The sequence below is a fragment of the Pedobacter ginsengisoli genome (genome assembly GCF_002736205.1).
Classification (GTDB): Bacteria; Bacteroidota; Bacteroidia; order Sphingobacteriales; family Sphingobacteriaceae; genus Pedobacter; species Pedobacter ginsengisoli_A.
In genome coordinates this window covers 2,281,577-2,294,836 of sequence record NZ_CP024091.1, presented here as the reverse complement: position 1 = coordinate 2,294,836, position 13,260 = coordinate 2,281,577, and the positions used below count along the sequence as shown (strand labels likewise).

Below are 13,260 nucleotides of genomic sequence, written 5' to 3'. Positions count from 1 at the left end.
ATTTTATCTTACTTTTGTTCATTATACGTTATAAATGGATACTACTTCAAAACTAACTTTGATTTTAAACGATCCAGATCTGTCTGAGGCACTTAAAGCAATTGCACAAAAGGTACAAAATCAGGAAAGAATTACTTTTGACGAGGGTGTTTACCTTTATGAGCATGCTGAACTTGGTTATCTTGGTACTTTAGCTAATCACATAAGAGAACGAAAACATGGTGATAACACCTATTTTAATCGTAATTTTCATTTAGAACCAACTAACCTTTGTGTTTACGATTGTAAGTTCTGTTCATATTCCCGTTTGATAAAGCAGAAGGAAGAAGGTTGGGCACTAACAATGGAAGAAATGCTTGACGTTGTAAAAAAATACGACAATGAGCCGGTCACCGAAGTTCATATAGTTGGTGGGGTATTGCCACAATACGATGTTGCTTTTTATTCAGCACTGTTCAGTGCAATAAAAAAGCACCGCCCTGAGCTTCATGTTAAAGCATTAACGCCTGTAGAATATCATTATATTTTTAAAAAAGCTAAAATTGACTATGCCACAGGCATGAAGTTAATGAAGGAGGCAGGGCTCGAATCAATACCCGGAGGAGGAGCAGAGATCTTCCATCCCGAGGTAAGAGATCTTATTTCCAAAGATAAATGTACAGGCGAGCAGTGGCTTGCAATACACGAAGAATGGCATAAACTTGGAATGCGTTCTAATGCAACAATGTTATATGGTCATATTGAAAAATACGAACACCGTGTAGATCATATGGAGCAATTACGTCAGCTGCAAGATAAAACAGGTGGATTCCAAACTTTTATTCCGCTTAAATTTAGGAACCAGCATAATCAGATGAGTCATGTTCCGGAAGTATCCGTGATCGAAGACCTTCGGAACTACGCTATTGCCCGTATTTATATGGATAACTTTGATCATATCAAAGCTTACTGGGCAATGATTAGCAGGCAAACTGCCCAGCTTTCGTTGAACTTTGGGGTTGATGATATTGATGGTACACTTGATGATACCACAAAAATTTACTCTATGGCCGGTGCCGAAGAGCAAAATCCAGCAATGAGTACTCAGGATCTTGTAAATCTCATTAAACAGGTAAAACGCAAACCTATAGAAAGAGACACTTTATACAATGTTGTAACAGATTACACGGATTTCGTTTTTGAGGATGAAGTGAAACCTCAATACTACAAATTACCAGTAATTAACTAATGGATAAGGAAATATACATCATCAGGCACGGTGAAACAGAATTAAATAAACTAGGAATTGTACAGGGCAGGGGGATAAACAGTGATCTTAATGATACCGGACGAAACCAGGCTGCTTCGTTTTATGCCATGTATAAAGATGTGCCATTTGAAAAGGTCTATACCTCAACATTAAAACGAACCCATCAAACAGTTCAGGGATTTATTGATGCCGGAATTTCATGGGAACAGGTTGCAGGATTAGATGAGCTTGCCTGGGGTAAATGGGAAGGAAAGCCAAATGATGATAATGCAATTGCTGCATTTAAAGCAATAGTTAAAGCCTGGGATGAAGGAGATTATGATGCGCATTTTGAAGGCGGGGAAAGTCCTAATCAGGTTCTGGCCAGACTTAAAGAAGCAGTAGAGCTTATCAAGTCCAAAAAAGATGAAAAGCTAATCCTGGTTTGTATGCATGGTCGCGCAATGCGCTTGCTGCTTTGTTTGCTCATGAATAAACCATTATCTGAAATGGGAGATTTCCCTCACCAAAATACCACTCTCTATAAAGTTGAACTTAGTGGTGATGAATTTAGCATCATTGAGTTTAATAATACCGACCATTTAAAATAATTCCTTTGAGTAATATTAAAATATCTGCAGTTTCCTACACAAATACTAAGCCTTTCATTTACGGAATTGAACATTCGGGAATTTTAAATAAGATAGATCTAAGTTTAGATATCCCTTCAGATTGTGCGGCTAAATTAATTAATAATCAAGTTGATATCGGATTGATTCCTGTAGCAGCAATACCACATGTACCTAATGCCAATATAGTTGCAAATTACTGCATAGGATCTGTTGGGGCAGTAAATTCCGTGTTTATTTTTAGTGATGTAGAAGTCTCGAAAATAAAAACGGTAAGATTAGATAGCCACTCACGAACCTCAAATAACCTGGCAAGGGTACTATTGAAATTTTATTGGAAACTTGATGTAGAATTTACTACTGATACAGATGCAAAGACTGATGCTATTGTTTTAATAGGAGACAGGACCTTTGGTAAAAAGACAGATTATGCTTTTGCGTACGATATGGGGCAGGAGTGGATGAGCTTTACTGGTCTGCCATTTGTTTATGCTGCCTGGGTTGCCAATAAAACCATTCCTCAAAGCTTTATAGATGAATTTAATGATGCGCTGGCCTTTGGCCTGGGTCATAGGGCTGAGCTATTAAAAGACTTGCCTGTGCGCCATGACTTTGATTTGGACGATTATCTTTTCCATAAACTGGATTTCAATCTTACCGAAGCAAAAAGAGAAGCATTGGATTTGTTCCTTTCCTATATTGCAAGGCTTTAAACCTATAAACATTTTTTAAATTTTCAACAAATCATAAAGCCTACACCTCAAGATAGTATCTTTACGATTTTGTAAACAGAATCATTTTGGCTAAAGATAATACTAAAGAGACCCCATTAATGCAACAATACAATGCTATAAAGGCAAAGTATCCGGGAGCATTGTTATTATTTAGGGTTGGCGATTTCTATGAAACATTTGGCGAGGACGCTGTCAAAACTGCACAGATATTAGGTATTGTACTTACCAGAAGAGGTACCGGGCCAAATGGTGCATTAGAGTTAGCCGGATTTCCTCATCATTCATTAGATAATTATCTGTCAAAGTTGGTTAGGGCAGGCCAGAGGGTAGCTATTTGCGACCAACTGGAGGATCCGAAGACAACAAAAACAATTGTAAAAAGAGGTGTTACAGAACTGGTTACACCAGGGGTAGCCTATAATGACAATATATTAAGCCAAAAATCTAATAATTATCTGGCTGCGGTTTATTTCGATAAAAATTCGATAGGCGTATCGTTTGCTGATATTTCAACCGGCGAATTTCTTGTAGCTCAAGGCGATGCAGAATATGTTGATAAGCTTTTGCAGGGTTTTAAACCAAATGAGGTAGTTTTTCAGAAAAGTAAAAGGAAGGAGTTCCTGGAGAACTTTGGTGATAGGTTCTATACTTTTCATTTAGATGATTGGGCATTTACAAGCGATTATTCTAATGAGATTTTAACCAAGCACTTTGAAGTAACTTCCTTAAAAGGATTTGGAGTTGATAAACTACAAACAGGTACTGTTGCGGCAGGGGTAGTACTTCATTATTTAAATGAAACAGAACATCGCAACTTAAAGCACATTTCGTCAATATCCCGCTTAGAAGAAAGTAAGTATGTGTGGTTGGATCGTTTTACGATCAGAAATCTGGAGCTGGTAAGTTCTGCCAATGATAATGCCATTACGTTATTCGAAGTGCTTGATCAGACATCAACCCCAATGGGTGCACGTTTGCTGCATAAATGGATTATAATGCCATTAAAGGAGCTTAAGCCTATTGAAGAACGATTAGGTGTGGTAGAATTTCTGATTAAAAAGGAATCTCTTTTAGAGGAGTTTTTAACTCATATTAAGCAAATTGGTGATTTAGAAAGACTAATTTCTAAGGTAGGACTGCAAAAAGTGGGACCCAGAGAACTTTGCCAGCTAAAGAAAGCCTTACATCATATAGAATCTGTTAAAAAGATAGCCGAGGAGGTAAAGAATCCCTTCCTTTCAGTTCTTGCAGATCAATTGAATCCATGTTTAACCATTAGAGAAAAGTTGGAAAGGGAATTGCATCCCGATCCGCCTGCATTATTGATTAAAGGCAGTGTTATAGCCGATGGTATTGATGAGGATCTGGACAGACTTAGAAAAATAGCTTTTGGAGGTAAAGATTATCTGGTCGAAATACAGAAAAGGGAGGCTGCTGCTACTGGCATTCCATCTTTAAAAGTAGCCTTTAACAATGTTTTTGGTTATTATTTAGAGGTTACCCATACGCATAAAGATAAAGTACCTGCAGATTGGATTAGAAAACAAACACTCGTAAGTGCAGAGAGGTACATTACACCTGAATTAAAAGAATACGAAGAACAAATACTTGGTGCTGAAGAAAAAATACAGCAGATAGAGATTCGTTTATACAATGAGCTGGTATACCAGGTAGCAGCATATATTAAACAGATTCAGTTAAATGCTTTTCAAATAGCTCAATTAGATGTGTTGCTATGCTTTGCACAACTGGCTATTAAAAATCACTATGTAAAGCCTGAAGTGACTACAGGAAAGGCATTGGATATTAAAGGAGGAAGGCATCCTGTAATTGAAAAAAGGCTTCCTGTAGGCGAAGAATACATTACCAATGATGTGTTTTTGGACAACGATACGCAACAGATCATTATCATTACTGGTCCCAATATGTCGGGTAAATCGGCAATATTGAGGCAAACCGGCCTGATTGTATTAATGGCCCAAATGGGTTGTTTTGTGCCTGCAAAAGCTGCAAGCATAGGGTTGATAGATAAGATATTTACTCGTGTAGGTGCATCTGATAACCTTTCTTCGGGCGAAAGTACATTCATGGTAGAAATGAATGAAACCGCGAGTATCCTGAACAATATTTCTGATAACAGTCTTATCTTGCTGGATGAAATTGGCAGAGGAACAAGTACTTATGATGGTATTTCTATTGCATGGGCAATTGCAGAGTTTTTGCATACGCACCCAACCGCACGACCAAAAACATTATTTGCAACCCATTACCATGAATTAAATGAGCTTGCAAATACCATGAGCCGCATTAAAAACTTTAATGTATCTATCAAAGAGGCTTCAAATAAAGTTATTTTCCTCCGTAAATTAGTACCGGGTGGCAGCGAACATAGTTTTGGTATTCATGTGGCTAAAATGGCAGGTATGCCTCTTAAACTGATCAATAGAGCAAATGAGATTCTTAAAAAGCTTGAAATAGACAGAACCGAAGGGCAGAGTATTAAAGATAGCATTAAGAAGGTTCAAAATCAGGCTTATCAGTTACAGATGTTTGCCATTGATGATCCGGTTTTAGTTAAGATCAGAGATACCTTGAATAATTTGGATGTGAATATACTAACTCCGGTCGAAGCACTGTTAAAGCTAGATGAAATACAACGCATAATAAAACAATAAAAGCTATGATTTTGAATACGCAGAAAGGAAATATTAAGGCCCTACTATTTGTACTCATGATAATTGTATTGTCTTCCTGCGGTTCTAGAAAACCTACTGTAAAACCAAACCCAAATTCGGCATCTAAAATAGCTTATGCCATGTCTCATTTAAAAAGCAAGCAATTGTATCGCTTTATTAATGAATGGTCAGGTGTAAGGTACCGTTTAGGTGGCCTGGATAAAGGAGGAATTGATTGTTCCGGCTTTGCTTTTCTATTACAAAAGGATATATATGGTAATAGCTTGCCAAGGAGGTCCCGCGATCAGGCCGAAACAATTAAAGAAAAAAGCATAAGTCAATTAAAAGAAGGAGACCTTATCTTTTTTTCTTTTGGGGGCGGAGCTGTAGATCATGTTGGTATATATCTTAACGACACTTATTTTGTTCATGCATCTACAACCCGCGGGGTAGTGGTTGATGATTTAACTCTTCCCGCTTACCAAAAGGCAATGGTTAAAGCAGGTTCTTTTAAAAACTAAAATTATGCCATATCAAAAACAAGACTCTTTTTGGAATAAGTATAAACGCTTTGCAACTACCGAAATCCTTATGTATTTGATTATGGTAATTGGAATAGCATTAGGAATTATATTTCTAAGTTAATCTGCTTTAAAAATAACCTTACTGTTATCTGAACTACTTACATCGCTAAAAAACTGCATCAGGTTTTCGTATTTATCAGCGGCATAAGTTCCGTTATTTAAAACAAACTTTCTGTTATATATCAGCTTTTTACCATCCATTTTAACGCTTACCGTGTAACTGCCAAAAGGCGATTTAATTTCCCGGTCACTAGGCTTAGCCTCAATATTATATCCTTCAGGAAGGTTATAGACTATCTCATCCTCGTCTGTAAAACCTCTGTTTATATATACCGGTAATGTTCTGTTTCGAACTTCAGGAATAGAGTTGGTTTTGTTAAATGCATTAAGTACCATATAGATCCTATTGTTTGTTCTAGGCGCATATTTTTGAATAGTCAAATCCAGCGATTCAGAAGTTACAGGGTTACTATCTTTCCTCTGTACAAGTTTAAGATTGCTAAAATCAATGTTATCAATATCATATTCTTCTTTTAACAATTTCAATTGCTCAGTAGAAGGCTTGCTAATAATACGATGATAATTGTCGTATTGCGAACCACTAAAATCTGTGTGCAATTTGCCATTTATATTACCCTCCTTATCCAGATTTAGCTCCGCTTTCCGTTTAAGTAAGCTTGCAGCAGTTGTTAATGCCGGCGTTTTTAGTAGTTTGCCACCCTCTTCTGTGCAGGCAAGTACAACACGATCATCAGTAAAACTACCTAAATATCCAAAAGGGCTATCCTGACTAGTGCATTCCAGCCAGGTGGTATCACTTTTAAGTGGTACGCATAAAATGATATGATTTCCCTGATCCATACTGGCAAAATCAGGATCCATACTCTTTTTATTATTGTCGCCATAAACCACACAATATAGACTGTTAATACCAACGGCCTTTAATAAACTCTGAGTATAATTAACAAGAGCTTTACAATCGCCATAAGAAACACGATGTACTTCTGCCGCCTCAAACGGCTGAAAACCACCAATGCCAACCTGTACACTGATGTATCTTGTTTTCTTTTGAACATACTCGTAAATCTTTTTTGCCTTTTCTTTATCGCTGTCTAGTCCTTTTACCAGGTTATTCATTTCCTGTATAATATCCGGAGAAAGGGTTTGTCTTGTTTTTACAAGATCATCGTAAACCCATTTTCCCAGTTCCTGCCAATTGCTATAACTTCCTTTGTGGCCATAATAGGTAAACTGTTCAGGCGCTATTTTCACATAAGTAAGGTAATTGTCGGGATCAGGAGCATAAGGTTCACGCTTAATTGCACTTAGGTTAGTAACCTTCCATGTTCTGCTGGTAGCTTTATCAGATTTTACTATATCTGCAGTTCCTTTATAATTATACTCCTTAATACGTATTTTATCATCGGGTTTCGAAATAAAAGTATAGCTTGTTTTTTCAACAGATACGTCAGAATATGGTGTTGCATACCAATCCGGAATAATCAGGTTTTGTTTAAACCTGATTTCATATTCGTACGATATGGTATAGGGATAAGTTAAAACATTTGGACTATACCTTTTAATTCGGGCATCTTCAAATAAAGAAAAATCACTTACAGCACTTTCATCAAGAAAATTGCTTAATGAAAACTTTCCTGTTGGTTTTCCAAAAGAATCCATTATAATCCCCTTTACCCCCTTAATAGAAGTAGCTTTGTTATAAAAAAGGAAAAGGGCTGCTGCCTGCTCTCCATTTTTATTAAGCACTGTGATCACTTTTTTAATGTTTAGGATAACATTCTCGGGAGCACGCATATCAACAGTAGTCTCCATATTTCTGATTACAGCGCTGGCACGACTTTTTAATCCGGCTGAAATATTTTCTACGTTGTAATCTGGCTGTTCCTGGGCAAACCCTTTAAAGGAAACTACTATTAAAATAAGGAATAATAACCTTTTAGACATTATTTAGTTTTTTTAAATACGATATCAGTTTTTTGCGATTGTATAATCCGGCTGTAAAACTCTTTTAACGACAAATAATCATCAGAGCTATAAATAGGTTTATTAAACTGAAGCATCTGATTGAAAATAAATGAATTATCTTGCATACCTGTTGAAGCCAGATATTTACCCCCATTATCTGAAAGCCCCATCGACATATCCTTGGGTTTATCAACCACAGAAATATTTGCAGGTAGTTTAATCATCATAGTAATCCTTTCTTCACTTGCAGCTCCCATATCAACAGGATAGGTTCTTTCATTTAAATTGAATGGATTTTTACTTATTCGGTCAATAAAAAATGGATTAAAGTAAGATTGATCAGCATTTAAATTATCAAAAACCTTCATCTCAATCTCATACTTCTCAATCAGAGGATAATCCAGACTGTCAATGTTTTCAATTGAATGTTTTAAAATGCTTATTCCGGGCATTTGTTCATCTAATTTTTCTACATATTCATCTGCAGAATTAGCGGCTACAATACGCTGACGTTTTTTTAGTGCCGAATATCCTAATGAATAGGTGGTTAGCTTACCTTTTAGCTTTCCCTCTGTGGTCAATTCGGCGTCTAAAATATACTTTGTAGACTCTTTCTGACTCGCTTTTAAGTCATACCAATACGATGGTTTTTTTAGATTGATAACCCTGCCATTTCCATTTATACAATGCAACGGTAATAAACCGAATGGTAATAATGGTTGGGTTGCGTCTAATAAATAGCTATTATCACCAATGTTTACCTTCGCAACAACATAATTAAAATCACTGATCACAGGGTAGAGGTTATTTACCACTCCATTTGCCCTTGTAGATAAAATAACGGCTTCTGCATCCAGATTTGCGGCACTTAATGCTGCTATTAGTGCCAAATTTATGTCGCCCGTATTTCCAGAATGTTTTTCGAGAGCTGTTTTTATGTTGTTTTCACTATAAAACCCAATAAAACCATTCATTTTTATATTCTTGCCGATGTAAGTATAAATAGCTTTTGCTTTATTTAAATCGTCGGTTTCTTTGCCTAATATTTCAGGCATTATGTCTTTAAATACATCTTTTCGCTTCATTTGAGCACCAAAAGATTTATCGGAAGTTAATTCATAATCAACATCTTTCCAGGTTTTGGTGATGCTCTTTCTGCCGCCGTTGAGCATAACGTAATCAGAAAGTTCATAATAAATTGCCGACCTGAAATTTGTTGGGGCAGTCATATAGTCCTCTTCAATCAATGCCGGTACATTAGTCATTATGTAAGTCATTTTTGAACAATCAATCTTAGTTCCAGCAATGCTAAGGCAATCTTTGTTTATTTTTGCATCCTGCTTAGTTAGTTTTTGAGCTCCTCTTAATGAAGTATTGTAATTATATATTGCAGGAATATAGGCTATGTATTCACTATGTAGTTTTGGTATGTCCGACTGAAATTCCCATGTTTTAAAGTTGAAAATACTTGGCAGGTTTACTTTGTAACTATATTCAATAATACTCCCTTCCATAAGGTTAGGCATAGTGAATTTGGTAAGTGAAACATATTTGTTCTTTTTTTCGGTAAATACTTTTTTCTTATCCAGTTCAGTTTTAATTAATTGGCCATTTACAAAGTTTATTGTGGTAGCTTTTAGCTCTTTAAGTTCGTCTTCGCCATCGCGATATATATTTAGAGGTATTACGATATTGCCATGATCAAATCCTTGTTTATTGAATAATTTGATACGGGCATGATAATCAAAAACAATAAAAGTTTTGCCTGTAGCATTATCGAATTGTACAGATGCAGTACCAAATTCTCTGATAACCATAGCATTCGCATTGCTGTCCAGACTGGTGTTTTTTAAGTCAACATCATTTCCTGTAATTCTTCCATATTCAAAATCCTGAGCACGTGTAGAGACAATAGAAAAAATAGATAATAAAAGAGTAATGAAAAGAAGTTTCATATTAGAGCGGAATAATGTTTAAGATTGATACAACAAAGAAAATAAAAAAATAAGTTAAAACCATTTGTTTCTGAATTTAATGGATTGTCAAATAATTTAAGGTTTAATGGATGATTTTTACGACTTTTGGACAGCTACAAAATGTTAGAAATGAAATTAAATTTAAATCGTCCGCTTGCTTTTTTTGATTTGGAAACCACCGGGGTTAATGTTGGTGCCGATCGTATAGTAGAAATTGCCATATTAAAAGCTATGCCAGATGGCTCTGAACAGATTAAAACACTTCGCATAAACCCTGAAATGCCTATTCCATTACAATCATCATTGATTCATGGAATTTATGATAAGGATATTGCCAACGAGCCAACATTTAAAGGTGTAGCACAAGAGCTTTCTGATTTTATTGGAGATGCTGATTTAGCTGGATATAACTCAAATAGATTTGATATTCCGGTTTTACTTGAAGAATTTTTAAGGGCAGGAGTAGATTTTGATATGTCTGACAGGAAATTTGTAGATGTTCAGAATATATTTCATCAAATGGAGCAGCGTACTTTGCGTGCTGCATATAAATTTTACTGCGATAAAGATATTGTAAACGCACACTCTGCAGAAGCTGATATTACTGCAACTTACCACGTTTTATTAGCCCAGATTGAGCGTTACAAGGATACTGATTTTGAAGATAAACAAGGTAATTTATCAAAACCGGTACAGAACAATGTAGATGCACTACATACCTTTACAAACCTGAATAAGCCTGTTGATTTTGCTGGCCGCATGGTTTTTAATGAAAATGACGAAGAGACTTTTAACTTTGGAAAACATAAAGGTAAAACTGTTGAACAGGTTTTTGATACTGAGCCAAGTTATTATGCCTGGATGAAACAAGGCGATTTTCCATTATACACCAAGAAAAAGTTAAGCGAAATATGGGACAGATGGAACAAAAAGAAAGCAGCAAATAAGCCTGCCAATCCAAATAAACCCACCAATCCAAATCAGCCAAGACCTGTATTTAATAAACCCCAGCCTAAGAAAGAAAAACCTGCAGTTGAGGTTACCAACGATATGCTGGAACAGCTAAAAATGAAGTTCGGAAAATAAAAAAGAAACTGCCTCGATTAATTATCAGGCAGTTTTTTTATAAAGTCTATATTCCTCGTTAGACCTTTGAATTTGGTTCTTTTAACAGCTGAATTTTTAAATATACTTTTAAATACATCTTCAGTAATATCAAGCCAGTCTTCTCTTTTCATATTTAAGAGTTTTTCATTAGGCTGAAACTGTGGCTCAGAATGAGGTGCCGAAAATCTGTTCCACGGGCACACGTCCTGGCAAATATCACAACCGAACATCCAGTTGTCCATTTTATCATTAAAAGTGCTAGGTATTTCTTCTCTTAACTCAATAGTTAAATAAGAAATACACTTCTTGGCATCAATAATAAATGGTGATAGTATGGCTTCAGTAGGGCAGGCGTCAATACATTTGGTACAGGTTCCACAATGGTCAGTCTCAAAAGCATTATCATATTGCAGATCCAGGTCTACAATAAGTTCAGCCAAAAAAAAGAAGGAACCACTTTTCTTGCTAATCAGGTTACTGTTTTTCCCAATCCACCCAATACCCGCACGTTTAGCCCAGGCACGGTCCAGAACAGGAGCTGAATCTACAAAAGCCCTACCGCTCACTTCACCAATCTCCTCTGAAATAAAATTGAGTAACTGAAAAAGCTTGTCTTTAATTACCAGATGGTAATCTGTACCATAAGCATATTTAGATATTTTTGGAGCATCCGGGTCGGTCTGTTGTTCTTCAGGGAAGTAATTTAGTGTTAATGATATTACTGACTTTGAATCATCAACAAGTAATCTCGGGTCAAGGCGTTTATCAAAATGATTTTCCATGTAAGCCATCTCACCATGGTAATTATTGTTAAGCCATTTTTCCAGCCTGGGTGCTTCATCTTCAAGGAATTCAGCTTTAGCAATACCGCATTGCATGAAGCCTAACCTGATGGCTTCATCTTTAATCATTTTGCTATATTTTGCTGAATTGCTATTCATAAAATGCAAAGATAATCTTTGCTTATCAAACCTTTAAGTCCTTTAATTGTTTATTAGAAAACTAAAACTTACTGTTATGGATGATTTAGAAATTAAACACTCAGAGGATCCACACAAACCTCATAAGCCAATAGAGACGAATTATTCAAAACACCAGGATGATCCGGGACCATCACGTCAGGCTGTAGATGAATACGATAAAAATGGAGCTGCTCCGGTATTGAAATGGATAATTCCCATTTTGGTAGTCGCTTTACTAATCTATTGGCTGTTTTTTAAAGGCTAATGAGGCACAATGATCAGAATAACTTACCTGTTTGGCCAGGGAAATTTCTATTCAAATGCCTGTATGCTGCTTCGGTTGCTTCACGGCCACGTGAGGTACGCATTAAAAAGCCTTCTTGTATTAAAAAAGGCTCATAAACCTCCTCAATGGTTCCCTCATCATCTCCAACTGCGGTAGCAATCGTTTTTAAGCCAACAGGGCCACCTTTAAACTTATCTATAATGGTGGTAAGGATTTTATTGTCCATCTCGTCCAAGCCATGTTCATCAACATTTAAAGCATTAAGTGCATAGCGGGCAATCTCTGTATCAATTTTACCGTCGCCTTTAATCTGGGCAAAATCCCTTGTTCTTCTTAATAGTGCATTGGCAATACGTGGTGTACCACGGCTTCTGCGCGCTATTTCATAGGCACCCTCTTCAGTAATGGGTGTTTTTAAAATATGTGATGACCTTAAAACTATGGTTGTAAGTAGTTTGGCGTCGTAGTATGCCAGTCTTGAGTTAATTCCAAATCTTGCCCTTAAAGGAGCAGTTAGCAAACCAGAACGGGTAGTTGCACCAACCAAAGTAAATGGATTGAGGCTAATTTGTACAGAACGGGCATTAGGGCCACTTTCCAACATGATGTCAATCTTATAATCCTCCATTGCAGAATATAAATATTCTTCAACAAGAGGACTTAACCTATGAATTTCATCTATAAATAAAATGTCGCCAGTATCCAGATTTGTAAGTAAGCCTGCAAGGTCACCCGGTTTATCTAAAACAGGTCCCGAAGTTATTTTAATTCCCACTCCCATTTCATTGGCAATGATGTGAGAAAGTGTAGTTTTACCTAATCCCGGTGGGCCATGTAATAAAACATGGTCTAATGGTTCCCCTCTTAACTTTGCAGCTTTTACAAAGATTTTAAGGTTTTCCATAATTTTATCCTGACCTGTAAAATCTTCAAAAGCCTGCGGACGCAGCACTTTCTCTATATCACGTTCAATAGGAGATAAGTTTTCAGAAGAAGGATCAAGATTTTCGTTCATTTATTTTTAATATAGTATTTAGTACTTAGTATTTAGTACTTAGACATGGTGTTAAACATCCAAAAATACATTTAAAAT

11 protein-coding genes are annotated in these 13,260 nt (G+C 36.3%); 7 read left to right on the top strand and 4 right to left on the bottom strand.

Translation table 11 applies throughout. The features are described from left to right. Positions 1 to 34: 34 nt before the first annotated feature. The 5 genes from mqnE to CPT03_RS09450 all read left to right on the top strand — a co-directional run bounded on the left by mqnE (position 35) and on the right by CPT03_RS09450 (position 5,787). A complete protein-coding gene (gene mqnE, locus CPT03_RS09470; protein WP_099438625.1) occupies positions 35 to 1,228 on the top strand; it encodes an aminofutalosine synthase MqnE in 1,194 nt (397 codons plus the stop codon). Beyond that, positions 1,228 to 1,839 carry a histidine phosphatase family protein gene (locus CPT03_RS09465; protein WP_099438624.1) on the top strand — a complete coding sequence of 204 codons (612 nt, stop codon included), beginning with the start codon at positions 1,228 to 1,230 and terminating at the stop codon, positions 1,837 to 1,839. The genes mqnE and CPT03_RS09465 overlap by 1 nt, the downstream gene beginning before the upstream one ends. A 5-nt stretch (positions 1,840 to 1,844) precedes the next feature. Then, positions 1,845 to 2,570, top strand: a complete 726-nt coding sequence (locus tag CPT03_RS09460) for a menaquinone biosynthetic enzyme MqnA/MqnD family protein (protein ID WP_099438623.1) — start codon at positions 1,845 to 1,847, stop codon at positions 2,568 to 2,570. Positions 2,571 to 2,656: 86 nt separating this feature from the next. Then, a complete protein-coding gene (gene mutS / locus CPT03_RS09455; RefSeq protein ID WP_099438622.1) occupies positions 2,657 to 5,266 on the top strand; it encodes a DNA mismatch repair protein MutS in 2,610 nt (869 codons plus the stop codon). Between the two features lie 5 nt (positions 5,267 to 5,271). Then, complete coding sequence (locus CPT03_RS09450; protein ID WP_099438621.1) at positions 5,272 to 5,787, top strand: C40 family peptidase; 516 nt, start codon at positions 5,272 to 5,274, stop codon at positions 5,785 to 5,787. A gap of 120 nt (positions 5,788 to 5,907) precedes the next feature. On the opposite strand, the gene CPT03_RS09445 is transcribed toward CPT03_RS09450, so the two are convergent. Both CPT03_RS09445 and CPT03_RS09440 read right to left on the bottom strand, forming a co-directional pair. Then, positions 5,908 to 7,815: a DUF3857 domain-containing protein gene (locus CPT03_RS09445; protein WP_172954156.1), complete on the bottom strand. Its 1,908-nt coding sequence runs from the start codon at positions 7,813 to 7,815 to the stop codon at positions 5,908 to 5,910. Beyond that, positions 7,815 to 9,791: a DUF3857 domain-containing protein gene (locus CPT03_RS09440; RefSeq protein ID WP_099438619.1), complete on the bottom strand. Its 1,977-nt coding sequence runs from the start codon at positions 9,789 to 9,791 to the stop codon at positions 7,815 to 7,817. Before CPT03_RS09440 ends, CPT03_RS09445 begins: the two co-directional genes overlap by 1 nt. Positions 9,792 to 9,941: 150 nt before the next feature. On the opposite strand from CPT03_RS09440, the gene CPT03_RS09435 reads away from it, so the two are divergent. After that, on the top strand, positions 9,942 to 10,898 hold the full coding sequence (locus CPT03_RS09435; protein WP_099441063.1) for a 3'-5' exonuclease: 957 nt from the start codon (positions 9,942 to 9,944) through the stop codon (positions 10,896 to 10,898). 17 nt (positions 10,899 to 10,915) lie between these two features. Here CPT03_RS09435 and queG read toward each other — a convergent pair whose 3' ends face one another. Beyond that, the gene (gene queG, locus CPT03_RS09430) at positions 10,916 to 11,860 is read right to left on the bottom strand and encodes a tRNA epoxyqueuosine(34) reductase QueG (RefSeq protein WP_099438618.1); all 945 of its coding nucleotides are present in this window, start codon (positions 11,858 to 11,860) and stop codon (positions 10,916 to 10,918) included. A gap of 76 nt (positions 11,861 to 11,936) precedes the next feature. Here queG and CPT03_RS09425 point away from each other — a divergent pair, with 76 nt between their 5' ends. Next, positions 11,937 to 12,146: a hypothetical protein gene (locus CPT03_RS09425; RefSeq protein WP_099438617.1), complete on the top strand. Its 210-nt coding sequence runs from the start codon at positions 11,937 to 11,939 to the stop codon at positions 12,144 to 12,146. A 13-nt stretch (positions 12,147 to 12,159) separates the two neighbouring features. Here CPT03_RS09425 and ruvB read toward each other — a convergent pair whose 3' ends face one another. Further along, positions 12,160 to 13,182, bottom strand: a complete 1,023-nt coding sequence (gene ruvB / locus CPT03_RS09420) for a Holliday junction branch migration DNA helicase RuvB (RefSeq protein ID WP_099438616.1) — start codon at positions 13,180 to 13,182, stop codon at positions 12,160 to 12,162. Positions 13,183 to 13,260 lie beyond the last annotated feature (78 nt).